Source organism: Pseudoalteromonas sp. S1727, from assembly GCF_005886375.1.
GTDB lineage: Bacteria > Pseudomonadota > Gammaproteobacteria > Enterobacterales > Alteromonadaceae > Pseudoalteromonas > Pseudoalteromonas haloplanktis.
On record NZ_PNDT01000049.1, the window covers coordinates 54,784 to 80,721 of the forward strand.

General features: G+C 40.5%; 27 protein-coding genes and 1 pseudogene. 17 read left to right on the plus strand and 11 right to left on the minus strand.

From position 1 onward, the window contains the following. The first annotated feature begins 11 nt into the window (after positions 1–11). The 8 genes and pseudogenes from CWB85_RS12500 to CWB85_RS12535 all read left to right on the plus strand — a co-directional run bounded on the left by CWB85_RS12500 (position 12) and on the right by CWB85_RS12535 (position 8,151). On the plus strand, positions 12–479 hold the full coding sequence (locus tag CWB85_RS12500; protein ID WP_016710300.1) for an RNA polymerase sigma factor: 468 nt from the start codon (positions 12–14) through the stop codon (positions 477–479). 17 nt (positions 480–496) lie between these two features. Continuing rightward, positions 497–1,450, plus strand: a complete 954-nt coding sequence (locus CWB85_RS12505; protein WP_138555059.1) for a FecR family protein — start codon at positions 497–499, stop codon at positions 1,448–1,450. 89 nt (positions 1,451–1,539) lie between these two features. Continuing rightward, positions 1,540–4,170, plus strand: a complete 2,631-nt coding sequence (locus tag CWB85_RS12510; RefSeq protein ID WP_138555060.1) for a TonB-dependent receptor domain-containing protein — start codon at positions 1,540–1,542, stop codon at positions 4,168–4,170. Between the two features lie 239 nt (positions 4,171–4,409). Beyond that, positions 4,410–4,790 (plus strand): annotated as a pseudogene (locus CWB85_RS12515) (YbaN family protein); the annotation flags it as partial. 236 nt (positions 4,791–5,026) lie between these two features. Further along, positions 5,027–5,659 carry a PepSY-associated TM helix domain-containing protein gene (locus CWB85_RS12520; RefSeq protein ID WP_138555062.1) on the plus strand — a complete coding sequence of 211 codons (633 nt, stop codon included), beginning with the start codon at positions 5,027–5,029 and terminating at the stop codon, positions 5,657–5,659. After that, a complete protein-coding gene (locus CWB85_RS12525) occupies positions 5,659–6,162 on the plus strand; it encodes a DUF2271 domain-containing protein (RefSeq protein WP_016710295.1) in 504 nt (167 codons plus the stop codon). Before CWB85_RS12520 ends, CWB85_RS12525 begins: the two co-directional genes overlap by 1 nt. A gap of 60 nt (positions 6,163–6,222) precedes the next feature. Beyond that, positions 6,223–7,065 carry a DUF4198 domain-containing protein gene (locus CWB85_RS12530; RefSeq protein ID WP_016710294.1) on the plus strand — a complete coding sequence of 281 codons (843 nt, stop codon included), beginning with the start codon at positions 6,223–6,225 and terminating at the stop codon, positions 7,063–7,065. Positions 7,066–7,260: 195 nt separating this feature from the next. Continuing rightward, positions 7,261–8,151: a DUF4097 family beta strand repeat-containing protein gene (locus CWB85_RS12535; RefSeq protein WP_138555063.1), complete on the plus strand. Its 891-nt coding sequence runs from the start codon at positions 7,261–7,263 to the stop codon at positions 8,149–8,151. A gap of 1 nt (position 8,152) precedes the next feature. Here CWB85_RS12535 and CWB85_RS12540 read toward each other — a convergent pair whose 3' ends face one another. Further along, the gene (locus CWB85_RS12540) at positions 8,153–8,698 is read right to left on the minus strand and encodes a hypothetical protein (protein ID WP_138555064.1); all 546 of its coding nucleotides are present in this window, start codon (positions 8,696–8,698) and stop codon (positions 8,153–8,155) included. Between the two features lie 134 nt (positions 8,699–8,832). On the opposite strand from CWB85_RS12540, the gene CWB85_RS12545 reads away from it, so the two are divergent. From CWB85_RS12545 to CWB85_RS12575, 7 genes are all read left to right on the plus strand, one after another. After that, on the plus strand, positions 8,833–9,255 hold the full coding sequence (locus CWB85_RS12545) for a DoxX family protein (RefSeq protein ID WP_138555065.1): 423 nt from the start codon (positions 8,833–8,835) through the stop codon (positions 9,253–9,255). 107 nt (positions 9,256–9,362) lie between these two features. Further along, positions 9,363–11,216 (plus strand): monovalent cation:proton antiporter-2 (CPA2) family protein, encoded by a 1,854-nt coding sequence (locus CWB85_RS12550; RefSeq protein WP_138555066.1) that lies wholly within the window; start codon positions 9,363–9,365, stop codon positions 11,214–11,216. Further along, positions 11,209–12,105 (plus strand): LysR family transcriptional regulator, encoded by an 897-nt coding sequence (locus CWB85_RS12555; RefSeq protein WP_138555067.1) that lies wholly within the window; start codon positions 11,209–11,211, stop codon positions 12,103–12,105. The genes CWB85_RS12550 and CWB85_RS12555 overlap by 8 nt, the downstream gene beginning before the upstream one ends. A 120-nt stretch (positions 12,106–12,225) precedes the next feature. Continuing rightward, on the plus strand, positions 12,226–12,915 hold the full coding sequence (locus CWB85_RS12560; RefSeq protein WP_016710288.1) for a pirin family protein: 690 nt from the start codon (positions 12,226–12,228) through the stop codon (positions 12,913–12,915). A 12-nt stretch (positions 12,916–12,927) separates the two neighbouring features. Continuing rightward, on the plus strand, positions 12,928–13,656 hold the full coding sequence (locus CWB85_RS12565; protein ID WP_138555068.1) for a sulfite exporter TauE/SafE family protein: 729 nt from the start codon (positions 12,928–12,930) through the stop codon (positions 13,654–13,656). Positions 13,657–13,721: 65 nt separating this feature from the next. Continuing rightward, positions 13,722–14,165 (plus strand): dihydroneopterin triphosphate diphosphatase, encoded by a 444-nt coding sequence (gene nudB / locus CWB85_RS12570; RefSeq protein WP_016710286.1) that lies wholly within the window; start codon positions 13,722–13,724, stop codon positions 14,163–14,165. A gap of 142 nt (positions 14,166–14,307) precedes the next feature. Further along, entirely contained in the window at positions 14,308–15,618 is a 1,311-nt protein-coding gene (locus CWB85_RS12575; RefSeq protein ID WP_016710285.1) for a mechanosensitive ion channel family protein, read from the plus strand. Between the two features lie 21 nt (positions 15,619–15,639). On the opposite strand, the gene CWB85_RS22640 is transcribed toward CWB85_RS12575, so the two are convergent. From CWB85_RS22640 to CWB85_RS12590, 3 genes are all read right to left on the minus strand, one after another. Further along, positions 15,640–16,008, minus strand: a complete 369-nt coding sequence (locus tag CWB85_RS22640) for a hypothetical protein (RefSeq protein WP_016710284.1) — start codon at positions 16,006–16,008, stop codon at positions 15,640–15,642. 83 nt (positions 16,009–16,091) lie between these two features. Further along, positions 16,092–17,237 carry an acetyltransferase domain-containing protein gene (locus tag CWB85_RS12585; protein WP_138555069.1) on the minus strand — a complete coding sequence of 382 codons (1,146 nt, stop codon included), beginning with the start codon at positions 17,235–17,237 and terminating at the stop codon, positions 16,092–16,094. Then, the gene (locus CWB85_RS12590) at positions 17,227–19,305 is read right to left on the minus strand and encodes a TonB-dependent siderophore receptor (RefSeq protein ID WP_138555070.1); all 2,079 of its coding nucleotides are present in this window, start codon (positions 19,303–19,305) and stop codon (positions 17,227–17,229) included. Before CWB85_RS12590 ends, CWB85_RS12585 begins: the two co-directional genes overlap by 11 nt. Positions 19,306–19,475: 170 nt before the next feature. Here CWB85_RS12590 and CWB85_RS12595 point away from each other — a divergent pair, with 170 nt between their 5' ends. Next, the gene (locus CWB85_RS12595) at positions 19,476–19,922 is read left to right on the plus strand and encodes an energy transducer TonB (protein WP_171039014.1); all 447 of its coding nucleotides are present in this window, start codon (positions 19,476–19,478) and stop codon (positions 19,920–19,922) included. Between the two features lie 79 nt (positions 19,923–20,001). Then, the gene (locus CWB85_RS12600; protein ID WP_171039015.1) at positions 20,002–20,247 is read left to right on the plus strand and encodes a DUF3297 family protein; all 246 of its coding nucleotides are present in this window, start codon (positions 20,002–20,004) and stop codon (positions 20,245–20,247) included. Positions 20,248–20,295: 48 nt separating this feature from the next. Here the strand turns inward: CWB85_RS12600 and CWB85_RS12605 are convergent, their stop codons facing one another. The 7 genes from CWB85_RS12605 to CWB85_RS12635 all read right to left on the minus strand — a co-directional run bounded on the left by CWB85_RS12605 (position 20,296) and on the right by CWB85_RS12635 (position 25,921). Next, positions 20,296–20,940 carry a hypothetical protein gene (locus CWB85_RS12605; protein WP_138555073.1) on the minus strand — a complete coding sequence of 215 codons (645 nt, stop codon included), beginning with the start codon at positions 20,938–20,940 and terminating at the stop codon, positions 20,296–20,298. A gap of 9 nt (positions 20,941–20,949) precedes the next feature. Then, on the minus strand, positions 20,950–21,951 hold the full coding sequence (locus CWB85_RS12610) for a 5'/3'-nucleotidase SurE (RefSeq protein WP_138555074.1): 1,002 nt from the start codon (positions 21,949–21,951) through the stop codon (positions 20,950–20,952). Between the two features lie 118 nt (positions 21,952–22,069). Beyond that, on the minus strand, positions 22,070–23,167 hold the full coding sequence (locus CWB85_RS12615) for a hypothetical protein (RefSeq protein WP_138555075.1): 1,098 nt from the start codon (positions 23,165–23,167) through the stop codon (positions 22,070–22,072). Then, a complete protein-coding gene (locus tag CWB85_RS12620) occupies positions 23,164–23,940 on the minus strand; it encodes a hypothetical protein (protein ID WP_138555076.1) in 777 nt (258 codons plus the stop codon). The genes CWB85_RS12615 and CWB85_RS12620 overlap by 4 nt, the downstream gene beginning before the upstream one ends. A 159-nt stretch (positions 23,941–24,099) precedes the next feature. Beyond that, positions 24,100–25,014, minus strand: a complete 915-nt coding sequence (gene folE2 / locus CWB85_RS12625; RefSeq protein ID WP_016710275.1) for a GTP cyclohydrolase FolE2 — start codon at positions 25,012–25,014, stop codon at positions 24,100–24,102. After that, positions 25,011–25,439 (minus strand): MerC domain-containing protein, encoded by a 429-nt coding sequence (locus tag CWB85_RS12630; protein ID WP_016710274.1) that lies wholly within the window; start codon positions 25,437–25,439, stop codon positions 25,011–25,013. The genes folE2 and CWB85_RS12630 overlap by 4 nt, the downstream gene beginning before the upstream one ends. After that, positions 25,436–25,921: a Fur family transcriptional regulator gene (locus CWB85_RS12635; RefSeq protein WP_064713886.1), complete on the minus strand. Its 486-nt coding sequence runs from the start codon at positions 25,919–25,921 to the stop codon at positions 25,436–25,438. The genes CWB85_RS12630 and CWB85_RS12635 overlap by 4 nt, the downstream gene beginning before the upstream one ends. Positions 25,922–25,938 lie beyond the last annotated feature (17 nt).

A 25,938-nucleotide genomic window follows, 5' to 3' on the forward strand; every position in this document is an offset into this window, starting at 1 on the left:
GATGGTACACATTGGAACGACATTACGCTGAAGTTCTAAGCTTTATTTCTCGCTCTGTGGGCTGTCGTGATAAAGCCGAAAACATAGTACAAGAAGCTTATACTCGATTACTCCGTGGGCGCATTAATCAAACAAACTACGATGAAAATCACCAACGGGCACTATTTTTTACCGCAGCTAAAAATATTGTGATCGATCATTATCGCCGCAACCAGAAGTTCGTTGATCCCATAGAATGCGAACTCGTTGCCCCCTGTGATTATGAGCCTGAAGCAAAATTAGCTAGCCAACAACAGCTCGAATTACTTTATACTTGCATTGATCAGCTGCCACTGAAAACTAAACAAGCCTTTACGCTGTATAAATTTAAAAATCTAAGCTACCAACAAGTAGCCGAACAAATGGGTATTTCAGTAAGTATGGTGGAAAAACATTTAGCGACAGCCATGCTTGCATGCCGTGATGCAATAAAGAAATAAGTGCGAGAATAACAATCATGACCCGTCATCAAACACCTTTGCAACTTCAACAGCAGGCTAACCACTGGCTCGAGCTACAACGAACTGGTTTAAATAAAACCCAGCAACAAGCATTTATGCATTGGCTAAATGAAAGCCCAGCACACCACGCAGCTTATCAAGAAACTCAGCAAGTAAACCTACTACTGGCAAAATTTGACGATGCACAAACAGCCAAAGTTAATGATGCAACCAAGCACTCAGGCTTGAGTAAAATATGGGCTATCGCCGCCTGTGCAGCACTGATGGTGATCAGCCTTATCAGTTATCAGTATTGGCCAAACAGTGACTTGCCAAGTTTTCATGCTCAATATCAATCAGCGCGGGGAGAACAAATCGACTTTGAACTACCCGATGGTAGTCAGCTCAGTTTGGATGCGCAAAGCCAACTGTTATTAGTGTTTGATGCTAAGCAAAGAGTCAGCCAGTTAAAGCAAGGTCGTGCCTTATTTGATATTGCCAAAGATCCACAGCGCCCCTTTATTGTAAATACTAACGGCGCAAATATTACCGTGTTAGGTACTCGCTTTAGTGTTGATAGTAAAAGCAATAGCACGCGGATAAGCGTTGATCATGGCCGTGTAAAAGTACAGAGCACTGATAACTCACAGCACCTCATTGAACTAGTTCAGGGGCAACAAGCCGTACTGACAAAACAAGGAGTCGAGGTGCAAAATATAAATCCACACCTTGTCGATGCGTGGCGTAACGGCCGCTTAGTCTTTAACAATGTGCCCCTATACGAAGTATGTGCTGAGTTTACCCGCTATCACGATGTTAACTTTGAATTTACCAAATTCAGCGTTAGAAACATGATGATTTCAGGTACATTTAATGCTAATGAGCTGGACAATTTTTTAAATCTTCTTCCCCACGTATTGCCTATAGAAATTAAAAACAATAATAATCATGTGGTTATGAGTGAAAATTAATTAATTTAAAAAAACTCAAAATTTATTGAGGGATTCTCATTTTCATTCGTTTTCATATAAATCAATTTGCTTTATATGGAACAATTACAATGCTCAGCACTTCGCGACACTGTTCAAAGTTAACCACTCTCACGCTTGCTTTAGGGCTAGTGTTAAGCCAGCCTTTAGCGGCTCAAGCACAGAGCAATATAGTCACCTTTAATATTGCTCAACAACCACTTAGCCAAGCACTTAACCAACTCGCTGAACAAGCTGATATGAGCTTAATCGCAGATGCAAATTTACTTGATAACTTGCAAGCACCCGCTTTGTATGGGCAAAAAACAGTACGCGATGCATTAACGCAAACCTTGCAAGGCACGGCAATAATAGCTGAAATAGTGGGCAACACTATTATCCTCAAAGGTACTAACACAACAGCCACAACAACTGCTCCCGCTGATTTGCAGGCTAATTTAGCAGAGCAGCCAAAACACGCTGACGACATCGAAGTCATTGTTGTCAAAGGCGATCAAATAAACCTCAATCGCGAACAGTTAGAGCGTACTAAAGGTAGTTCCAACGCTGATATTTTCTCAACTCATACCAGTATTGAAGCTAACAACCTGCGTAATGAAGCTGGTGCACTGGATATTGGTATTCGTGGTGTACAGGGGGAAGGCCGTGTGCCGGTTTTTATTGATGGGAGTTTGCAGTCAACCCATACCAACCGAGGCTATATGGGTACATCTGACAGAACCTATATTGATTCTGATTTGATCAGCACAGTCAGTGTTGAAAAAGGCGCCTCTAGTCGAGTTTCACCTTATGGTGCAGGTGCTATTGGCGGTACGGTCACAATTAGCACCCTCAACCCGAGCGATATTTTAAGCGCCAACCAAGAGTTTGGTGTGTTAATGAAATTAAAAACTTACAACAACAATAAAACACCCGAGATAAGCGATGATCCTTGGCAACAAGAGTATTATCAAGTAACTCAAGATCAAGACAGTAGCCAATTTGAAAATGGCGGCTTGGTACTGGCATCAGCTTACAAAGGCGATGATTTTAGCGGGGTACTTGCCTACAGTAAAAAAGAAACCGGCAATTATTTTGCTGGGAGTCATGGTTATGATCAGTTTGTTGATGTAACCGATAGCGGCTTTGAACGACTGCCTCCCGTCAATCAAGGTGCAGAAGTGGTTAACACCAGCTTTGCCAGTGAGTCTTACCTTGCCAAGTTTAATTACGCTTTTAATGACGAGCACAGCGTAGAAGTAAATACTCGCCACCATCAACAAGAAGCCGGTGAAATGCTTGCATCGTATTGGTTAAAATATACAGAGGGTGATTACTGGCGCTTACCCGATGGTACTTTTGGTATTATTCCACAAGGCATTGAAGCCATGCCACAATGGGAGCCAGGTACTGCCCATGTAAATAGCGCCAGCGCAACTTACCATTATTTACCCACCAATAATAACAAGGTTGATTTAAAGGTTAATCTGTGGAGTACCAATGCAAAGCTTAAACAATACAATGCATTAGGATCTAATTTAGGCCCAAATGCACTGCAGTATTTACACGAATACTCAAACCGACGTCACGGTGTCAGTGTTTATAATACAGCGACTTTTAAACTTGCAGATTCCATTCCTACCGTACTAACAACGGGGTTTTCGTGGCAAGATGAAAAGCTCACACCAAAAGAAGGCTCTGAAGACAACTTTTGGTCAGGCACGACAACGTCACGTAACGGTAAACAAACCAGCCAAAGCTTATTTGCCAATGCGCAGCTAGACTTCGACGCACTAGAATTAGTACTTAATGCCAATATCCACAATGCTGAAACTGAAGATTATCAAACCGGCTTGAGCCAAGAATTTGATGAGAAAACTGATTTTACTGCGCAGCTTTATTATCAATTACTTAGCAATACGACCTTAAAAGCAAAATACAGCCACGCTTATAGAATGCCGAGTGTGTATGAGACCACAGTTTCAAATGAGGTATTCTCATACTCTCCTTATTACCCAGTTGCCCCAGAGCAAACTAATTCATTTGAAGTCGGTGTGGAAAGCCAGTTCAGTGGAGCGCTAGTAACAACAGATTCATTAACCATTGCCGCTAACTATTTTGATACGCAAATTAAAGATATGATTGCCACGGCCAATCTACCCAACTTAGATCCTGCGGCGCCTGAGTGGCTTGAAACGTCCTCAACCTTTACCAATTACGATAGCTTTACTTTACCGGGTATAGAGGTATTGCTTAACTATACGAGTCAATACGTATATGCCTCGGCATCCATTACTAAATATCAGAATATTGAAATTTGCTCTGCACAAATGGCGGAACTTGCTGGCGTAGCAACTTGTAATAACTTAGGTTTTTCAGGCAGCTTAACTCCACTGCGTATCCCACCAGAAAAAAACTATGTAGCAACACTTGGCTTCACCCTCTTTGATGATGCTCTTGATGCTGGTTTTATTTATAAAAAACATTCAGATAAGTCTCATCCAGGCGGATTTTTGTCAGGCACAGGTGCAGCCAATGTACTAGCGTATATTCCTGCTAGTTATCAGCTTGATATGTATTTAGACTATACATTTAGCCCACGCTTTAGTGCTTATACCTCAATCACCAATGTGACCGACCGTTACGCTGTTTCTGCAGGCTCAATTGTTGCTGTCCCAGAACCTGGACGTACTGTCACCATAGGCTTAGAAATCAAACTGTAATTTTCATTATGCGGCAGCAAAGCATTGCTGCCGTTATATATTAATCCAACTCGAACCACAAAAATCAACCGTTGCCAATGTGTGCATTTACACCAATACTGAGTATTGACTGTGGTTTTACCACAGCTCTAGGGTGGCTTTATGGTGTTGAGGGCTTGGCGTGACAGTGTATGTCGTCATCTTGTACTATTGATTAACCGCATCGTCCCATTTTTAACTTTTCAGGCTTAAGTCTATTTATGAATTTAAAGGCAACTTTAGTCACGTATAAAAATATTGGCTACCAACTACTTGGTTTAATCCTTGTTGGGCTTGGTATTGTAGGCATTGTTTTACCTGTTATGCCCACCACTATTTTTTTCATTTTGGCACTAGCCTGTTTTACCCGCTCATCGCCAAAACTTGCGACTTGGTTGCTGAACCATCCTCGTTATGGCACAACATTGCGACATTGGCAGGATCACAAAATTGTCCCCACCAAAGCAAAGTGGTATGCGGGCTTAGGTATGTCATTAGGCTTTATATTGTTACTCATGTCAGATCCAGCGGGTTGGGTTATTTACCTTATCGCAGTAATCGAGTCTGTGGTGATGATTTACTTGATATCGCGCCCTTCGGCTCTCACACAGCCGCAATGTAACGTGATGAAACAAAAACAAATTAAACTTTTGTGTATTTTTATGGCTGTGCTTATCCATGGTATTACTATCGCTATTATCATCTATAAACCAGTCTCTGGCGCTATTACATAGCAACGTATATATAGCAACACAAATGTAAAGTTCGTAAATAAAGTTGTTATAGCTAATGCAAATGATTACCATATAGCAATTATAGCTTAGCAACTACATTATTTATGCCGTTAATAAATAAACGAACTTTATATAGCACCAGCCGTGCGTTACATATTTACCTATCAACTGCACTGCTGTTTTTACTGATCTTATTTTGTGTAAGTGGCATTGTTCTTAACCATGTAGATTGGCTTGAAGGCGACAAAGATGATGGTCAACTCACCATCCAACTGCCAACAGAACTAATCGCACAAGCAAAAACAAATATAGACACGCTTCCCTCTTTATACCCGCAAATAGAGGCTTATTTAGCTGCTGAACATGGCCTAACAAAAGTAAAAAGTATTGATTGGGAAAAAGAAGATGCGCTGGTAATGCTCGACTACCCACTGCCTGCAGGTTTTGCCTTTGCTGAACTTGATTTTATTAGCGGTGAATTGAATCTCGAATATCAAACAGGTGGTTTTTTAAGCCTTATTGGCGATCTACATAAAGGTCGCCATACCGGCAAGGCATGGAGTTGGGTCATTGATATATCTGCAATATTAATGATTCTATTTGCTATCACCGGCATGATTATCTTATTTCAAAATAGAAAAAAACGCTTAGTAGGAATATGGCTAACAGTGCTTGGGATCGCGACACCGGCAGTCATTTATTTATGCTGGGTTCCGCAACTAAAAGGAGTGTCTTAATGCTAAAACTTAATACCCTAATTGCTGCTGTTGTATTATTTACAGCCGCTTTATTTCAACATCAAGCCCATGCTACAGAGCTTGAAATTGAACTTACTCTACCTGATCTAGACGTACAGCCTTATCATCGCCCTTATGTGGCTGTATGGTTAGAAACACCTGAGCGCAAACACGTCACCACAGTTGCACTATGGGTTGAGAAAGCAGAATGGTTTAAAGACCTACGTCAATGGTGGCGTAAAGCAGGAAAAAGCGACGCTAACTTTGACGGTGTCACTGGCGCTACAAAACGCCCAGGAACATACACAATTAACTGGGATGGCACTGACTTAGCAGGCAAAGCAGTTACTGCTGGAACATACCTACTTAATTTAGAAGTTGTACGTGAAGAAGGAGGCCGAGATTACACCCGTGTTGAGCTTGATTTAAGTAAAGATGGCAAAATTACCATTGATGGCACTAAAGAGTTTTCACAAAGCTTCGTCACTATCAAAGCTAAATAGCAGCATTAAATAACTAGCAAGTAAAACAAATGCTACACATTATTTAAATAAGGAAAGATCATGAAAATCAATTTACTAAAAAGCGCTTTTATTGGCGCACTTACGTTTACTGCCCTCGCATCTAGTTATGCTAATGCTCATGCTCGCTGGTTAGTGCCGTCGCATACATCTCTTTCTGGTGATAAAGCCCATTATGTAATGATTGATGCCAGTATCTCCAATGAAATTTTTGCGCCAGACAAAGCATATCGCCCTGAGCAAAAAGGCGCAGAATATGATGATAACCTGATCATGGCACTTGGTCCTGATGGTCAGCCTGTCAGTGATAAAATTCGCGCTTACTACCTACAACGTAAAAATTCTGCTGCAGTTAAACTAAGCAGCGAAGGTACTTACCATATTGCGATGAGCCAAGAGCCACGCATAATGACTTTTTATAAAGATGCAAAAGGCGAGCGCGGTCGTGTATTTGGTCCTAAAGACAGCAAAGATATACCAGCTGGCGCCACTGATATTAGAACGACAAAATCAATCGCAACTGTAGATACATTTGTAAGTCGTAACGGTACTTCAAAGCCAGCGCTACTTGGTCAGGGCTTAGAGATCAGCGGCCCAACTCACCCTAATGATTTATTTGTTGGTGAAGAGGCGCGTTTTCAATTATTAAAAGATGGCAAACCTGCAGCAAACGTAGAACTTGCTATTTTAAAAGGTGACACTCGTTACCGTAATGAGCGTGGCGAAGTTAAAGTAACCACAGATAAAGACGGCTTTTTCACTAATACATGGCAACACCCAGGTTTATACCTGATTGAAGCAAGCGTGAGCGAAGATTCATCTGAAAAAGGTATCGATAGCGTACGCTATTCATTATTTACTACCTTAGATGTAGCGCCAGAATAATTAACTTATAACCGAGTGGTTAGCGCTTGCTAACCACTTTCATTTTCACTACTCGTTAGCGCTATACACTACTTTATAGTCAGTAAGTTTTATCTGCATAACAAAACCAATTATAAAACAAAAACTTAAATTTTGGCTTCGTTTTTGCTATTACTAGCGTATATGGAATGTCTAACTAAAAACGAGTGCGCTAAAATGACGAATAAATCTCTGTCTTTACTAACTAAATCACTACCTATCGCCGCCAGCTTACTACTACTCAGTGGCTGTATTGTGCATGTCTCAACCTCATCAGCCAATATGCAGCAACAGCAGCAACGCTCAATATCGGCCGTACAATTACAACAACTCGACATTGAAGCTGAAGCAGGCTCGCTTAAAGTCATTGGCTCAAGCACTGCGACTGAAATCACAGTAGATGCAACGATTTATTCAGCAAAAAGTGATGACCCCTATACGCTAACTCTTGAACACAAAGGCGACAAAGCAATATTAGTCGCCAAAAACTACAACCCATCAGGTATGGTGGTGTACCAAGGCAATTCACCTAGTATTGATTTAGTTATTACTGTGCCAAGTTCATTTAATTTAGATATTGATGATGATTCCGGTGATATCAATATTGCTGGTGTACAGGGTAATATTGATATCGATGATGACTCAGGCAGCATTCGTATTGATCAAGGTCATCACGTCACGATTGATGACGATTCAGGCGATATAGACCTGCAAAATATTACTGGCAATGTCGAGATCAGTGATGACTCTGGCAGTATTACTGCACGTAACGTTGCTGGCAATATGACTATTGAAGATGACTCAGGTGATATAACCCTTACCAATATCACTGGCAGCGTAGATATTGACGATAACTCGGGCAGTATTTCTGCTGAACAGTTAGGCAGTTACATCAACATTGAAGATGAATCAGGCGATATTTATGTTGAACATGTAAATGGCCTAGTCACTATTGAGGATGGCTCTGGCAGTATTCGTGTTAATCACGCCAAAGGCCTTACGATTATTGACGATGGCTCTGGCGATTTGAGCATCGACAACATCAATGGCCCAGTAAAGCTAGACTAATTTACAGCCCTTTTTGTGGCCGCGCTTTGGTGTAATCAATCGTGTGGTCACAACTGCCATCATTCTCACAATCATTCATCCCATCACCATCCCTGTCCCAACTTGGATGCATGGTTTTTGTGGGCATATTGCCATCCACATGTTTGATAATTGTGAGTTTGTAATTGCTGCTTTCATTACGTCGAGCCGCATTACGCATTAAATAAACTCGCACAATATAATCACCATCTTTAGCAAGTTGATGCTTTACATAATGCCCCTCAATTGAGCCAATAAACACAGCTTGGCTGCTATCTGCGGGTAAAATATTAAAATTATTGCTTAAATTTGAAGGTGTAAGAGTTACATTAAGAATATCACCAGCATTACCGCTTACTAAATAATCGTTAAACTCATTCCCTGTGATCTGCTGCTCAAATTCTACTCGCTGAGTACTGGACTCAGGATCAAACACAACCTGATGCTGCCCTGCACTTATCGGTTGCGTTAAGACAACCAGCGTAAACATAGCTATCAGTATGATTTTATAAAATAACGTAGTGTGCATTTTAATCCCTTACCAGCAACATTCTCTTAAACAGAATGATATACAATAAAATAACTAATTTTCATCCTCATAGAATGAACATAAACTTAATTCATCGCAGTAGTACTGCATAATAAACAACAGGAATTAACAATATGAACATTTTAACGCTTATTACAAAACACCCAGCACTCACTAATATTAGCAGCTTATTTGCCCGTGTGGGTCTGGCAACTTTATTTATCTTAACGAGCTTTAGCAAAATACAATATTTTGATGCTACAGCTCAGTATATGACAACCGCGGGCTTACCTGAGTTTTTGTTGCCGCTGGTTATCGCCTTTGAACTAATTGGTGGTCTATTGATAGTACTAGGGTTTTTAACGCAACTAACCGCCATTGCCTTTGCCGCTTTTAGTGTTGTAAGTGCCTTGTTATTTCACTTTCAACTGGATGATCAAATACAGTTTTTAATGTTTTATAAAAATATCACTATAGCCGGTGGCTTCTTAGCATTAGCAAGTCACGGTGCGGGCAAATTTAGTATTGATCATCTATTGTTAAACCGTCCGTCTTAACCTTTCACATCATAAGAGTCCAGAGCAATAACCACACTGGGCTCTATTTCTTTGCAAAATTTAAGGCATACTAGGAATAAGTTAGCCTGCATTATCAAAGGATATCCATGTTAGAAATTGCATTAATTTATTTAGCTGCAGCCATTGTTGCGGTGCCAATCGCTAAACGCCTTGGGCTTGGCTCCGTGCTTGGCTATTTACTAGCTGGTATTTTAATCGGCCCATTTATATTAGGTTTAGTGGGCGATCAAACTTCAGTAATGCACTTTGCTGAGTTTGGTGTAGTGATGATGCTGTTTCTCGTTGGCCTTGAATTACAGCCTGCTCGTTTATGGAAACTGCGCCATTCAATTTTAGGACTTGGTGGCCTGCAAGTTATTCTTACTGCAGCCGTGATTTTTGCAATAAGTTATTGGCTACTTGCAATGCAGTGGCAAAGTGCTTTGGCAATCGGTTTAATGCTGGCGCTTTCTTCAACCGCCATTGTATTACAAAGCCTTGAAGAAAAAGGCTGGCTAAAGAATGAAGCTGGGCAAAACGCATTTTCGGTATTGTTATTTCAAGATATTGCGGTTATTCCCATTTTAGCTTTATTGCCACTATTGGCGTTTGAGCCACAATTAAACACCACCAATATGAGCCACTCACTAACTGCTGATTGGCCGGTATGGGGGCAAGTTAGCGCTTCAGTGACAGTAATTGCAGCCATAATACTCGCTGGCAAATACATTTCAGCGCCATTATTTAGATACATTGCTGAAACCCGTATGCGGGAAATATTCACCGTATTTGCGTTATTTTTAGTAGTGGCTATTGCGCTTATTATGCAAAACGTTGGTCTATCACCTGCTCTTGGTACTTTTTTAGCCGGTGTGGTGTTAGCTGAAAGTGAGTTTCGTCACGAGTTAGAGGCTGACATAGAGCCTTTTAAAGGCTTGTTACTAGGCTTATTCTTTGTAGCAGTGGGCGCATCGATTGATTTTGGCTTGTTATTTAACCAGTTTGCGATAGTGGCATTGCTTGTTGTTGCTCTGATATTAGTTAAAGCTGCGGTGTTATATACACTGGCACGTATTTTTAAAATTCATCACAGCCACCAGCTGTTATTTACCTTAGCACTTGCACAAGGCGGTGAGTTTGCCTTTGTACTCCTTACTATGACTAATACATTGCAAATATTAACGCCAGAGCAAAGCAGCTTAACTACTTTGGTAGTGGCAATTTCCATGCTGATCGCGCCATTACTTTTAATGCTTTACGACACACTCCAAAAACGCCACAACACAACAACCAAACCTGATTTTGATAAACCTGAGCAAATCAGCCCAGCAAAGCATGTGATCATCGCCGGTTACGGTCGCTTCGGGCAAATTATAGGACGCTTATTGAGTACCCAAGGTTATGATATCAGCGTGCTTGATCACAGTCCGAGCCAAATTGATTTGCTGCGCCGCTTTGGTAACACCGTACATTATGGTGATGCCGCGCGTAAAGAGCTGCTCGAAGCAGCAGGTGCTGATACAGCTCAATTATTAGTAATTGCTATCGATAATGCGGATAAAACCCTCGAAATAGTGAAACTTGCGCGTAAACATTTCCCACAATTAAAAATTGTTGCTCGTGCAATTGACCGCCGCCATGCTTATCAGTTACTACAATTAGAAGTCGACGCCTTTAACCGTGAAACCGTTGATTCAGCTATCAACTTAGGCGTTGAAACGTTGCAACTGCTAGGTAATTCAACGCAAGATGCACAACGTGCTGGGCACTTATTTAGAGAGCATGACCGTGCTTCTGTTATACAACTGGCCAAACTATGGGGCGACGACCACAGCTATGGTGTAGCGGTACGCCAACGTACTGAAGACTTAAAGCAAGTACTCAACCAAGATAAACAAGCACGCCAATCATTAAATACCTGTGATCAAGGCGATTGTGAGGACCATAATAAAAATGCTTAGAATAACTTTAGAACAATGGCGTATGTTTAGAGCCGTTGTGGAGCATGGTGGCTTTAACCAAGCGGCGCAAAAGATTCATAAAAGCCAATCGAGTATTCATAATTCGGTTGGTAAAATTGAAACCGCGCTAGGGGTCAAACTATTTACCATCGCAGGCCGAAAAACGGTGATCACCGAAGCTGGCGAAATGATACTTCGCCGCGCCAATTATCTACTCGAGGAAGCCGCAAAAGTCGAAGCCGTTGGCCATACTTTAAGTGAAGGGATTGAAAGCAAGCTACGTATTGCAGTCGATGAAATATTTCCCCAAGCACTACTTTATAAAGTGCTCAATAACACCTCAGCCATGTATCCATTACTACGCATTGAACTACACGAATCAGTGTTAACTGGCGCGAATGAATTACTAGAGAACACCAATGTAGATATTGCAATATCGGGGTTTACTGGCAAAGCCGGATTTAGTGAAGAGTTATGCAATATCGAGTTTACGGCTGTTGCACACCCAGATCATGCCCTACATAGCATCACCCGACCTATCACCCTTGAAGACTTGAAATCGCACCGGCAAATTGTGGTCCGCGATTCAGCCTTACATAATAAGCAAGACGGTGGCTGGCTAGGTGCTGACCAACGCTGGACTGTCAGTCATATGCGTACTTCTATCGACATGATCAGCAACGGCTTGGGCTTTGCTTGGCTGCCTAGCACAGCGATCGTCAATCAATTAGCTCAAAATCAGCTCAAACCCCTTAACCTTAGCCACAATAGTAAACGCAGTGCCATGCTTCACTTGCTCTTTAAAGACAGTGACCGTCTCGGCCCAGCCGCTCGTACATTCATTGGTGAGTTACGCTATCAAGTAATGCAGACTGAACTAGATTGTTAATTAACTAAGGGTATTCATTCTATTAAATAGAATGAATAGTCCTTTTAAAAGCGATTTTAATCTTTCACATAAAACTTATACTGCTGTTATTAAAGTTAGCATCTGATCAGGAGTTAAGTTATGCACTATATACGCAAAGCACACGAACGTGGACAAGCAAATTTTGGCTGGCTGCAAAGTAAGCATAGCTTTTCATTTGGCCGTTACCTTGATCCAAAACATATGGGGTTTTCAACTCTTAGAGTAATTAATGAAGATAAGCTCAGCCCTGGTCAAGGCTTTGCGACTCACGGGCATCGTGATATGGAGATTATCTCTTATGTCATTGCGGGTGCATTAAAACATAAAGACAGCACAGGCAATGAATACAGCGTGCCCGCAGGAGACATTCAGCGCATGAGCGCAGGCAGTGGTATCATGCATAGCGAGTATAATGCTTCGAACTCAGAAACAGCGCATTTCTTACAAATTTGGATCCAACCTAAATTGCGCGGTATCACGCCAAGTTATGAACAAAAAAGCATTATTCAAACTGCGCCCCTCACTCCACTGGTCACACCAAGCGGCGAACAAGGCAGCGTTAGTATAAATCAAGATGCCAGTTTATACCGTTTACAGTTAACTACTGGGCAAACATATGACTTGCAAACCAACCATCGTAAAGGGTATTTTCATGTAATATCAGGCTCTGTTGAGGCCGATGCTGATACCTTTAGCTCAGGCGATGCATTTGCCTTAAATAGTGAACAGCGCGTAACACTCACAGCTAAAGACCAGCTAGAGGCATTATGGTTTGATTTACCAGCTTAAATAAGGAAGTTAATGACAGCTACAACCCTCGCGATCATCGCATTTGTGGTATTACTTACCGGCGTATCTAAATCTGGATTTGCCGGTGCGCTTGGTGTGTTCTCTGTGCCTATCCTTATGCTTATTATGCCACCTGTGGCTGCAATTGGTTTAATGCTGCCCGTACTTATAGTTGCCGATGTGTTTAGCTTAAAAAGTTACTGGCAACAATGGGATATAAAACAACTTAAACGCTTACAGCCAGGTTTATTAGCTGGTGTTATAACGGCTCACATTCTAATTGGCTGGCTTGATGCGGCGTTTATAAAAACCACAATTGCTATTTTATGTATTGTGTTTGCTATTCGCAGCTTAGCCTTTAGCCAATTTACCTTAAGCGCCCTAAATAGCCGTATAGGTGCGTTATCTATGGGTGGTTTAGCCGGTATTACCAGCACTTTAATACATGCGGGAGGACCGCCACTGATTATGTATTTCAGTACCATTCAACTCCCCCCAAAACGTTTTGTAGCCACTGTTGCGATTATTTTTGCAATGATGAATGCCATCAAACTAATTGGCTTTATTAGCCTTGGTTTAATCGAAGTAAAATGGGTATTAATAGCCCTAGCTAGCTTGCCTATTGCTTTTATAGGCAACCGTTTAGGGATTTGGTTACAAAGCAAGCTCAATACCGCACAGTTCTTAAGAATGATGAATTTCCTGTTGCTGCTACTAGGCATCTGGTTATTAGCTAAGTGATCTGGCTAGTTAAATAATTCATGCTCAGGTACACTCATGTAACATACTGTCTTTGAGGTTCCACTTTGTTAGATAATCAACCACTTCGCAAACCCTTCTCTGTACTGGTTGTTATTTATAAAAAAAATAAAGATTGCTTACTGATCCAACGCACTGATGATGCCAACTTTTGGCAATCTGTAACAGGGGGGATTGATGAAGGCGAAACGCCTATAACAACAGCGTATCGAGAGCTTTTAGAAGAAACAGGGATAGATGCCCGCGCGCTGGGTCTGACTATGCAAGATCACAAAAAAACGAATCAATATACAATTAGGGAATCATGGCGACATCGCTATCAAGCCAACGCGTTAGTCAATACTGAACATGTGTTTAGTATTTGCGTGCCGGATGATATCACTATTGTGTTAGATCCTAATGAGCACACTGACTTTGTTTGGCTAACACAACAACAAGCAGCTGAGAAAGCGTGGTCACCGAGTAACCGCGATGAAATACTGGCGTTATAATCCTAAGTCATTTATCAGTGTTTTGTTAAACACGCCATCGAGTTAACATAATAAGCTTTAAAAGTGTCGTTAATTATTCTGTAAATTTTCAAACTTATCAGCCATAGTAAAGCATCTGAATTTACCTAAAAAAGTCTTTTTTATGGATAGTGAGTTTTTTTCCAAACAATTTGAGTCTGTTTGGTTATTGATCCAATCAATGCTTAGCCAACCAGCAACCTATCTACAGATACTGGTGATCATCGCCAGCTATGCTGTAGCCTACTGGATTTATTCAAAAACAGTAAAGAAGCGAGTCGATAAGCATACTAAAGTAGCGTCAGAACATCCGATCAACATTATGCTGTTTCGACTCAGTAATATCGTCTACCCGCTGGCAGCAATCATTTTACTGAAAATATTTACTTCTATAGGTCTCACTGCGGATCTGCAAGTATGGTTAATGAATACTGCACTCAGCATTGCCATATTATTGTTTGCTTACTCTATTATTAAAGAGTTTGTTAATAGCCCCTTTATGTCAGCGCTATTTAAGCTGGTTGGTTTGCCTATATTACTATTGCACTTACTTGGCTTTTTACCGGTATTTATTAAAGCTCTTGAAGGAGTTTCTATAAACCTAGGTAATATTCAAGTCAGTTTATATGGGCTGACTCGGGTGTTATTTTTTGGCGCTATTTTATTTTGGCTAGGCCGAGCATCTAGTAATGTTGGTAAAGTTATCATTCGTAATCAGCAAACACTGGATATCAGTACCCGCGAAGTATTTACGAAACTCTTTGAAGTTGGCTTATTTTGCATTATCGCATTGTTGCTACTGAATATAATGGGAGTAAATCTTACTGCATTGGCAGTGTTTGGCGGCGCGCTAGGTGTCGGCCTTGGCTTAGGGCTGCAATCAATCGCCTCTAATTTTATTTCTGGTATTATTATTTTGCTCGATAAATCTCTCACCATTGGTGATTTTGTTGAGCTAGAAAACGGTAAAAGTGGCTTTGTAAGAGAGTTCAAGATGCGCCATGCTATTCTTGAAACCTATGACGGTAAAGACATACTAGTCCCTAACGAAACATTCATTTCGTCTTTACTCACAAACTGGACGCACAAAGATCCTAAACAACGTTATCGTGTCGATTTTAGTGTGGCATACGCCACTGATGTTCGCGCCATGGTCGAGATTATTAAAGACGCGGTTGCTGAGCACCCTCAAGTTATTAGTGGCCCTGATGTGCCATTTGAAGAACGCCCTGATTGCGAAATAGATAGCTTTGGTGATAACGGGATTAATATGTTTGTGGAATTTTGGATGCAAGGCATAGATGATGGTAAAAATCGCGTTGGTGGCGACTTATTGCTAATCATATTAGAAACTCTCAAAGCGCATGATATTGCAATTCCATTCCCACAACGCGAAGTTAGAGTGCTTAACGAAGGCTTTGTCAGTAAGGTTTAAATTAAGCGGTGTTAACACCGCTTACTCTATTTTCTTTTTTACTGTCTTTTTGATGTTTTTGCCATCGTTGTCTTTTTGCAGCTTGTCTGGCACAATTTCGTCTACTTTTTCATCAACAGCATCTGCCGCTTTGTCTTTAAGCGTGTCGTTACGCCCAGTTGCTTTATCAACTGCTTTTCCTGCAACACCGTCATCTGGTAGGGCATTTTCTATCACTTTGCCGGCGCTATCTTTTGCAGTCTCGGCAGGGTTACAACGCCCACCCACCCCAATAGCGGCTTTAGTCGCAGCACTTTTTACCGCTTTTTCAGCGGTGCAATCAGGGTCAGTAATACCCGCATTAACAGCAAACGGTAGCAGTAATGCGAAGCTTAGGCTTAATTTCTTCATGTTAATTATCCTTGTTATGGCTAATCCGAAGCTAAGGTATAGCACATGGATAAACATGCTGCGTTATAACGATTGCGGGTAATTTATAAATACTTTAACCACGGCTTTTTACTTTTGCGTTTATAGGCACTAAACCATTGAGTGGGCCAATAAAGTGCTAGAGCTAATAAGGCGGCGATAAGCCAAATCCAGCCAATGTGATCCACCCCAAAATAACGCCCTTGATTAGCACCATAAATGGCATGACCAATTGCATAAAGTACAAGTAACGCATAAAGGTGCACAATATAGAAGAACATTGGCACCGAGCCAAAGGTACGCAGTGCATTTAAAAAGCGATTTAACGGTCGCTCAAATAGCCAAAGACCAAAAAACATCATTGCGAGCGTTATAAGTAAAAAGCTTAATGATGGTGGGTACTTAGTCACATTAAATACTGACATTAAGGTTTCAGAACTGCTTGCAAACTGTTGCCAAGGCAAAGTTTCACCATAAATATTAAAACCACGTAAAATAGCAAACAGTGCAACACAAGCTAAGCCTAAACCCACTAACCACTGTTTTCTATCATCGCTATCGCGACTAGGAGCATATAAAGGGCCTGCACAGTAACCTAATAAAATAACCCCAATCCAAGGCAATACGGGATAACTAATTTTTACATCGATTAATCCACCCTGAGAGATATAACCACGATCGTGCAATATAGTCCACAGGGTATAACCCCATTCATCAGGGCTAAAACTAATTGGTGTAAGTAAGTTGTGACCAAATACAATGAGTAAACCTAACACCAATAACACCCGTTGCGGCAAGTTAATAAGCAGCGCGAGCGTGAGCATACACAACCCAATTGCCCACATGACTTGCAACCAAATAGTGTGAAAGTAGCCCATCCATGAAAAACAAATAACCGTGATTTCAAGTGCGATTAAAAACAGCCCCCGTTTAATCAAAAAGCTACGGGCTGAGCGCGCAACACCATTCGCTGGGTGGCTGTAAAGCCACGCCGAAAGTCCGGTTAAAAATATGAAGGTGGGCGCACAAAAGTGCGCCGCAAAGCGACTCCAGAAAAGCCCTGGGCTGGTGGTGTCTACATCCATAGGATCAGACACCTGCATATGCAAAAAGAACCGTTCACGAACGTGGTCAACAAGCATTAGTAAAATAACCACACCACGCATGATGTCGATACTATGAATACGGTTTTTAATTTGCTCAGAAGTCATAAGATAAACCTAGCTTAAACTGGGTTGGCGCACCAGGATAAGCCCATAAAGCGTTGTAACTACTGGCGATATAACTTTCATCGAATACATTATCAGCATTCAGTGACACTGCCGTACGATCGGTTGCTTGCCATTTAGCAAATAAACCCACTAACTGATAACTCGGTAAGCGGAACGTTAAATCAGCAGGGTCGCCGAGTCGGTCTGAAATATATTGATAATGCCCACCAATTTTGATGTCTTGTTCAAATACACGGGCATCATGATTTAGTGAAAGCGAAAAGTTATTTTCAGGTACATTAACTAAAGGGCTGCCTTTGGGAATTGGTACTAACCAATCAACATTAACTACATCGTTCGCTGTTTCAGCTTTTACATAGGCATAAGACACTGTGTACTCAGTATTAGCTCCTAAATTACCTGTTACATCAACTTCAAAACCTTTACTTGTCGCTTTACCTACTGGTGCGGAATAGCCAACGTTCACCGGATCGGCAACCAACATATTGCTCTTACTGGCATCGAATAATGCAATAGTGCCGCTAATTTTTTCAAAGCTAAACTTCATGCCCACTTCAAACGAGTCACTTTCTTCAAAACCAAACGGTTCGCCTTGTGCGTCAGTGCCACTTAATGGCAAAAAACCTTCTGAATAACTGGTATAAAGATTAATCGCATCGTTTAGCTCATACACCATACCAAAGCGAGGACTGACTCTGTTTTCTTTACTATTTGAGGCAACACCTGACTTAGTTTCGAAGATGTCTTGTTCAATCTCATCAAAACGCAAACCCACCATCACTTTAAAGCGCTCGGTAATATCTAGCTGATCTTGCATGTAGATACCGTATGCGTTTTGCTGTTCGTTGTTTTCATACTGCATTTCAACATCAGGACCAGGGCCAGTACTGTAATTTGGCTCATAAATATCAATGGTATACGTGCCATTGCCACCACGATAACGATACAGCCCTGTACGAAGTTCGTAATCATAAGCATCAGCACCAAGCAAAACGTGATTAGTGATACCCGCTAACTCAAAGTTACCACTGAGCTCAAAACGCAAGCTTAAATCCTCAGACTCATAATCTCGATAGCGATGTTGGCGGGTTAAGGTGTGGCCATCATCAAACAATGATTGACGTGATGGCGAAAGTTCCGCATCAGAAGAATAGCCATTTAACGTTGCTGTACGGTAGTTTGCACCCAGTAATAATGTCCAATCACTACTAATATCATAGTCATAACTTAGTTGATGACCACGTGAATGAACCTTAGTAGGGCCATCGTTTGGATTACCTAAGAAGCGGTTTTCAGGCACAGTATCAAAATTATCGTTAAGAACCACAATACCACGGTCATACATTTGTTGCTGATCAACATATTCAAATTCGTATGTTAATGATGACTTGTCGTTAAGTTGATAATAAAGCGAAGGCGTGATCACAAACTTATCGTGATGTACGTAATCACGAAAACTATCGCTATCTTGCCAAGCACCGTTGATTCTAAACGCTATATCATCTGTAAGGCCGTTAGTGTAATCACCTTGCACACGTTTATGATTATCACTACCAAGCTCTGCTTTTAATTGGCCTTGCTGATAAAACTGCGGCTTTTTAGTAATAATGTTGATTGTGCCGCCAGGCTCAGAGCGACCATATAAAGCCGAACCGGGCCCTTTTAGTACTTCAATATAATCAATATTTGACACGTCACGTGGACCCGCAAATCCTCTACCACCACTAAAGCCATTGATTAAGTAACCCGACGGCATATTTTCATTACCTGACAAACCGCGAATAGAATAACTATCCCACAGTGCACCGCCGTTATTTTTACGAGAGATACTCGCTGAAAAATCCAGTGCATCTCTAAACTTGGTAATGCCATTATCAACCATCATTTCTTTACTTAATGTGGTAATTGACTGCGGTAGCTCTTTAAGCGGAATATCACCCCGAAAGGCTTGCTTATGTGCAATGGTGATGGTTTCTATATCTGACTCAGAAGCAGCGGAGCCGAAAGAAATTGCTAAAAATGCGAGAGTTAATGCTGAGTACTTCATGATCCACTTTTATAATTGCTCGGTTAATTTAGATATAATATAACATACTGCAACGTTAACGATATACTATAACGTTCAATTTAAAGAAATAAATCAGCCTAAAACCCAAGCTATTAATCATAAATAGAATGCGCTAAAGTTGTACTTCTGAGCAATATTTAAGGATGATTATGAAAACTATCGTGTACTCCACCTGCTTAATTTTTTCATTTGCTGCTTCTTCACAAAGCAATGATATTTCTGATAAAAGGCCCATTGCAGACATCCAAGCTCAATTCCTAGATCAACAAGGTGTGTGGCACCGGCTACAGAAGATCCCCAATCATGAATACCCACTTGAACTATTAAATATTCAGGGGAAGGGGTGTGCAGAAACCAGCTTTGTTATTTCAAAAAATGGCACAGTGAAAAATATTAAAATAAATAATACTGATCCAAAACGTTTTGGTCGCCAACTACAAACAGCCACTCGACAACTCGTGCGTAAATGGCATTGGCCTGAGCAAGAACAAACAACTAATCTCACTATGCGCTTTGATTACTGCTTTGAAAGTGACCTCACTCGTGATGAAATAATTAACCACTGTATCAAGCAATCGGAACAAGTCTGTAGTTAATTTATTTTAATCAGTATATTGAGCCTAAGGCTTGTATTGCCTACAATAGCGCACAATCTATTCAATGCAGATCACAATTATGACTGATACAAATAAACCAGAGTTACCAGACCAATTATCTATCAACCCGCGCAGCAAGTTTTATGTAGAAGAAGTTTTCGAACATGAAATTGGTGTAACTCTTAATGGCAAAGAGCGTTTTGACGTGGAAGAGTACTGTATCAGCGAAGGTTGGATCAAAATCGCAGCACCTAAAGCACTTGACCGTCGCGGCCAGCCTTTACTTATGAAAGTAAAAGGCACTGTAGAAGTTTTTTATAAGTAATAGCTACTTAGATAGAAAAGCCGACTTGCGTCGGCTTTTTTATCGCTATTACATTTTCACCCATTCACCAGACAAAACACTACCCGGTAAATACACTTCTAAGCTTGTTGGATCAAACTCATAATTGTTACTGAAAGCAACGCCAACAGCATGCTCCGATCCACAAGAGTTGGCAGCTGGGGTAACACTAAAAAATGTATTTTCAGTGCTAATTGTTCCCGTTATATTACAGCCTTGAAACTGAGCTACGAAAGTACCTTGGCTATCAAGGTTTATATCGGCTACTTGTTCTTCAGCAATAACTCTGTAATCTCCAGCTAATTGATTAACCGCAGTATAATGGCGAGTATCAATACGTGCTAAATTAATTGTTTGCGAAGTAAGAGTACAGCTAAAGCCGGAACCAACATCAGTACAACTTTGCTGTGAAGCAAACTCTAAATTTTGATCTACAACTTCTGCGGATAGGCTAATTGAAACTTCCATATCATTTGTTAACACCAAAGTAGCACCTAAATCACTCACCGCAAGGCGCGCTAACATTGCGTGTCCTTCAAGCTCATAGGCTGTTTCATATAGACCTACGTGATCAGAGAGGTATTCATGTGTAAGCTCCTCCTCTGTCGGATCATTGTCTAAGTTACATCCAGATAGTGACAATGCAATAGCACTTAAAAATAATAATTTTTTCATTTCAGCGCCCTACTTAATCAAGTTATTAAGTTTGATTTGGCTAAGCGCTGTTTTTGCACGGCTAGCTTGAACATTCGCTTCAATTGTACTGATCGTAATGTAACCCTGCTCAATTAAAACACCTTCACTCAGCTCATTTTCATCATTCACTAAACCTTGGTCTTGAGCGATTGAAACCCCTGATTTACCACTATATTGCGCTTGAGCTATGGCATAAGCTTCTTCGAATGTTGCCGCGTAGCCTTGCGCTAAGATACCTTGTGCTACATAGCCCATAGCCAACTGATCTTGTGACATATCACCTGCAAATTTCACTTCAAGACCACCCGCATTCCAACCAACTTGACTAAACTTATAGCCTTGGTGATTGCTCATATCTTCTGGAGTATTAACATTTAAGCCCGTGAACTTAGGTAGTAAAGGTTGATTTGGCTGTTGGTTTTTAACCAACTCATCCACTAACTCAACAACCACGTTTGCTACAAGTGGCGCTTTGGCTTCATCTGCATCATATGCACTTACTGCAATTGCAGGAATACCACGTGCAATAACTACATTAGCTGCACCTAACGTACCTGAGTTATTCGTCATATAACCTAAGTTATTCCCTTCATTTGGCCCCGAAATAACTAAATCGGGTAACTGCCCCCACTTTTCCTGTGCAAGTACATCAACGCCATAAAGTGCAGCCATGACTGGCGTGCCTTCAACAAAGTCTGAAAAAGCGACTGTTTCATCTGTATCACCAATACAAACCTGATTTTGTTCAATTTTAGAACGGTCAACATTCACAGGCTTCATAAAGTGAATTGCACCACCTTTACCACTTTGTCCTGTACATGGTGCAGACATCACCACACTGTGCCCCGCTTCGGTCAGTTTAGTGAATAGTGTTTGGATATTCCCAGTACTCCAACTATCGTCATTTGTTAGCACGATATTAAGTGCGCTGGCTGGCATTGATAATGTTGCAGCTGTGATTGCTGCGGCTAATAAAGAGTAAGTTTTCATGATACTTCCATTGAGTTTGGTTTAGTTGCCAATACCATAGAAAGCACTTATGACATTTTAGTGAATTAGATATCTCTGACTTTTTAGAGATGTCTTTAAAATTAAAAGCATATATTTATTATATTGTTATGCTTTTTCCCTGTGCATTTAATCGATACTTATAACGTGCAGTTTTAATATCGCGCTCACTGATAAAAAGGTATTCATCAGCTAATTCACCCAATACTTTTTGTAATTCCGCTTTTATTTTATTACGGTTTTGATCTAGCGTTTTTCCTTTTAAGCCTCCTTCTTGTAAATCTCTAATCGCTTTTTGGTGACCTTTATATTTAGACATTAATTTTGATAGTTGTTGGGCGCTTTCCATATCAGGTTTATTTAATGGTGGGTTTAAATAAGGAGGTAGATGATTTACTTCGCGTTGCGCATACCAGTAATAATAAAATAAAGGTGTTTTGGCTAAGCGAATATGTAAGCCATGAATAATGACGCATTGATTTTCAAGATCAAATACTAAGGAGTCAGGCTGCTTAGCCACCGTTAACGCACTTTCAATACTTAAATCATTATTTATAGCGATAATAAACCAATGTAATTGATTGGTTGAAAGCATTTTGACGTCACCTTTTTCACATATTGCTTTTAGTTCATCTGCAGGCAACGTTATTTTACTCGATAGTAATTTAAATGCAGCGCAGTCATGTTGCAGATTATTTTTAGCATCTATGCTGTTACTGTGCTTAGTCATATCCCTATCTTTACTAATTAGTGTGCAAAGTCTATTGAGTACTAACTGACTCTGCCAAAATACAAAAGTTAGTAGCAAGCTTACCAACGCTATATTTACCAACTTGAAGTCTGCTTTAGTACTAATTTGCATTGCAATTTTCTGCCCATTGAATGTCCACTTTAAGGCAGAGTCATAGCTATTTCTTTCAGTGACTTTTAACAATTGAAGTTGAGTTACTTGAAGTCTTTCAATTAATTTAATCGGTAATATGTTGTCTACAGCTACAAACTGTAAAGTAGTAACTAGCTGTTTACTAATACGATTTAATTCCTGCTGTTCATCTAGTGAATTTCTTAAAGATGCATCTGTTAAGGTAGGTAGTTCTGTCATTAAGAGCTGTTTTAAGGAACTTGATGCACTGTGCCATGCATGCAAACTCAAACAAAGACTAACTACTAAATAAATCGCTACTGCTTTTAATTTCATAGCGTAGTGACCTTAGGCTTTGCGTAAGTTGTTCTGGGTAACCCGCTAAATAGCTTCGTTTGATACTCTTTAACGGCAACGGTGAGTGCAGTTGATAGGTTTTGTGGTGTGTTATTGCTAATGAACCAACTTAACTGCGCGTTTGGTTCAGTAATTAAGAGCCTTTTTTCTACAGGCCATTCCATTAACTGCTGTATATGCATTGTGCTAGGCATTAGATCTATTTTTTCTCTAAGAAAATCATCTATTAATACCTCTCTGTTCGGGTATAAATGTAATTGTTCTTTGGTAAGGGTGACTCCGGCTTGAGTAATCTGACTCATTGGCATTAAATACCCGGAGGCACTTTTTTTATCTGCTAATAAACCTATACGCTTATTGGTAAAATAGTCAGGAGTTACACTAATGTTTTTATTATGCGAAAACCAAAAAGTTTCATAGCTTGGTAAGCTTATGCTCTGCAAATAAAAATCTTTCCAGTTTGGCAGTAACCCAGTGATCGCATGCGCTCTATGCATCATCAGGTTAAACTGTTGAGAGATGATCAGATCACTCGTAAGGGACTCTCTTGGCTGCCAAGAAATACTGACTCTACTATAAATACTCCCTTTTAAAGTGTCTTCACATAATTGTTTAGCAAGCTCAGACACCCGCAAATTAACGGGTAAATAAACATTAAAATCCTGGTCGCCTTTTGCATTAACTACATCGCATTGCTGAACATATAATTGGCCAATAGTAATATCTTTTACTTGATGCTTTGAAAGCCCCAAAATAGCTATACTAAAGACAATAAAAGTCAGCAAATACTTACTTACAAGCAATGAATTTCGGCCTTGCATATCACTTAAACACAACGTAAAGAATGATAAATTTATAGCAATACTATGTCATTTGTATGACATAGTATTGCTTAGCCGTGTTTTAAAGCATTATAGCTTTGCGTAGCCATGTGGAAATTTATGATCAACCACCACTGCATTGTGAGCATGTAAACTCTCTTGATGCTCTACTTTAAACCAGTAATCTGAGATTTGCTCGTTATTCTCCAGCGCTTGTTTTATCCGCCTTGCGGCATCTTCACAAAACATTAGGTTTTCGGCGTTTAATTTAGCAAATGCTTGCTCGTCTTCGCGCTTTACCGCCGTTTGCACTGGCGTACCAATAACGCTTTCAAAGTGTTCAATCATCGCTAAAAAGTTGGGTAGAGTATTACGCTGCCATTGCATTTTTAAATAAGCAAATGAACGTTGACTATGGGGTGTTGCAACTGAACCCTGTTGCGAAGTGATCCACGCTAACAGTGCCTCTTTTGATACGACTTCTTCACTAAATTGCGCGGCAATTGCATCACTCATCGCTTGTCTTGATAATGCAGCGGAACAAGGGCAAGTGCTTGAGTAGGGAATACTCAACGATAACTCAGTAATTATCTGCTCATTAATATATTCACAGCGAATACTCACCGGATAAGTTTGATAACCAAACTGGCCGCTCAATAACGCAGGTTTACGTATAGTTAATTCAAAGTCTAATTGTAGCCTTGCAGCTAAACTTAATCCCTCTTGTGAGCTCACCAAGGTCTGTAATAACGTTGCTAGAGCATCCATCGTGAGAGGTTCATTGGTTAATGACTCTTTTAACCGCAAATACAGCCGCGACATATGAATGCCTTTTGCATCCGCCTTATCTAAACTCACAAATACATTGGCTTTAGCAGATAGTGATGAACTAGGTTGCTCAACGAGTGTGATAGGCAGCGCAATACCTTCCATACCCACCCATTTTAAAGGTAACGAAGCTGTTGTCAGTTGTTTCGATGTAACATCAGGTAAAGTCACTTTCAATTTGCTTGCTCCGATACACTACCAGTGCATGGGCACTCTTCATCATCTTTAGCTAAACATTGGCGATAATTAAACCAATGCGCAACAGCAATAAAAGCCGCACCAACAAGCGTAAGCCACTTTTCACCCAACTCACCGAATAACGCCTCACCAGCAGTCACTGCGAGTACCATTAAAATCACACCAACAAACCCTGACACCATATAACGAAAGCGTTTATGCTTTTTACAACCTAAACTCAATGCAAGTACACTGGTCGGTATAACGGCCGCTAATATCCATATATGAAACTGTTCGTTATCTAGCTGTAGTGCTGCAAAGCTAGGTAACAGTGTGAGTAAAATAGGTGTTGCAAAACAGTGGATTGTGCACATTATTGACAGCCCTATGGCGAGTTTATCCATCACACTTTGCGTTGGTTTCATTGTTTTTCCTCTAATTGTTCAATAGTTGGCTTACATTGGCGACACAGCCCTGAAATTTCTAATTGTGTTTCACGTGGCGAAAAGCCTGATAACTCTACTTGTGCAAACAATGCTTTTATTTTGTCGTCGACATCGCTCATCTCAATCACCTTGTTACATTTACTGCATATTAAAAACATTGATAATTGATGTGAGCAGCCATCATTTACATGCGTACACGCCATGAATTTATTTTCTGACTTCAAGCGATGCACTAAACTGACTGATTCTAAAAAGTCTAAAATTCGATAAACTGACATAGCCAAAATAGGCACGCTCATTACTTTATTAAATTGCTCTGTCAGCTCATAAGCAGATAACGGCTTATTTGCTTTTAATAAAATTTCTAGAACCTGCTGGCGTTTTTCAGTGAACTTTCCTCCAGCAGTCGCACACTTTATATTTGCAAAACGAATTGTTTTTTTTAACTGCTGTTGATTCATAGAAGCCACACTAAATC

What these genes read in the sequence shown, in the direction of transcription:
- CWB85_RS12505 (WP_138555059.1), top strand. Translation starts at nt 497, where the DNA reads ATGACCCGTCATCAAACACCTTTGCAACTTCAACAGCAGGCTAACCAC.
- CWB85_RS12510 (WP_138555060.1), top strand. Translation starts at nt 1,540, where the DNA reads ATGCTCAGCACTTCGCGACACTGTTCAAAGTTAACCACTCTCACGCTT.
- CWB85_RS12520 (WP_138555062.1), top strand. Translation starts at nt 5,027, where the DNA reads ATGCCGTTAATAAATAAACGAACTTTATATAGCACCAGCCGTGCGTTA.
- CWB85_RS12525 (WP_016710295.1), top strand. Translation starts at nt 5,659, where the DNA reads ATGCTAAAACTTAATACCCTAATTGCTGCTGTTGTATTATTTACAGCC.
- CWB85_RS12530 (WP_016710294.1), top strand. Translation starts at nt 6,223, where the DNA reads ATGAAAATCAATTTACTAAAAAGCGCTTTTATTGGCGCACTTACGTTT.
- CWB85_RS12535 (WP_138555063.1), top strand. Translation starts at nt 7,261, where the DNA reads ATGACGAATAAATCTCTGTCTTTACTAACTAAATCACTACCTATCGCC.
- CWB85_RS12540 (WP_138555064.1), bottom strand. Translation starts at nt 8,698, where the DNA reads ATGCACACTACGTTATTTTATAAAATCATACTGATAGCTATGTTTACG.
- CWB85_RS12545 (WP_138555065.1), top strand. Translation starts at nt 8,833, where the DNA reads ATGAACATTTTAACGCTTATTACAAAACACCCAGCACTCACTAATATT.
- CWB85_RS12550 (WP_138555066.1), top strand. Translation starts at nt 9,363, where the DNA reads ATGTTAGAAATTGCATTAATTTATTTAGCTGCAGCCATTGTTGCGGTG.
- CWB85_RS12555 (WP_138555067.1), top strand. Translation starts at nt 11,209, where the DNA reads ATGCTTAGAATAACTTTAGAACAATGGCGTATGTTTAGAGCCGTTGTG.
- CWB85_RS12560 (WP_016710288.1), top strand. Translation starts at nt 12,226, where the DNA reads ATGCACTATATACGCAAAGCACACGAACGTGGACAAGCAAATTTTGGC.
- CWB85_RS12565 (WP_138555068.1), top strand. Translation starts at nt 12,928, where the DNA reads ATGACAGCTACAACCCTCGCGATCATCGCATTTGTGGTATTACTTACC.
- CWB85_RS12575 (WP_016710285.1), top strand. Translation starts at nt 14,308, where the DNA reads ATGGATAGTGAGTTTTTTTCCAAACAATTTGAGTCTGTTTGGTTATTG.
- CWB85_RS22640 (WP_016710284.1), bottom strand. Translation starts at nt 16,008, where the DNA reads ATGAAGAAATTAAGCCTAAGCTTCGCATTACTGCTACCGTTTGCTGTT.
- CWB85_RS12585 (WP_138555069.1), bottom strand. Translation starts at nt 17,237, where the DNA reads ATGACTTCTGAGCAAATTAAAAACCGTATTCATAGTATCGACATCATG.
- CWB85_RS12590 (WP_138555070.1), bottom strand. Translation starts at nt 19,305, where the DNA reads ATGAAGTACTCAGCATTAACTCTCGCATTTTTAGCAATTTCTTTCGGC.
- CWB85_RS12595 (WP_171039014.1), top strand. Translation starts at nt 19,476, where the DNA reads ATGAAAACTATCGTGTACTCCACCTGCTTAATTTTTTCATTTGCTGCT.
- CWB85_RS12600 (WP_171039015.1), top strand. Translation starts at nt 20,002, where the DNA reads ATGACTGATACAAATAAACCAGAGTTACCAGACCAATTATCTATCAAC.
- CWB85_RS12605 (WP_138555073.1), bottom strand. Translation starts at nt 20,940, where the DNA reads ATGAAAAAATTATTATTTTTAAGTGCTATTGCATTGTCACTATCTGGA.
- CWB85_RS12610 (WP_138555074.1), bottom strand. Translation starts at nt 21,951, where the DNA reads ATGAAAACTTACTCTTTATTAGCCGCAGCAATCACAGCTGCAACATTA.
- CWB85_RS12615 (WP_138555075.1), bottom strand. Translation starts at nt 23,167, where the DNA reads ATGAAATTAAAAGCAGTAGCGATTTATTTAGTAGTTAGTCTTTGTTTG.
- CWB85_RS12630 (WP_016710274.1), bottom strand. Translation starts at nt 25,439, where the DNA reads ATGAAACCAACGCAAAGTGTGATGGATAAACTCGCCATAGGGCTGTCA.
- CWB85_RS12635 (WP_064713886.1), bottom strand. Translation starts at nt 25,921, where the DNA reads ATGAATCAACAGCAGTTAAAAAAAACAATTCGTTTTGCAAATATAAAG.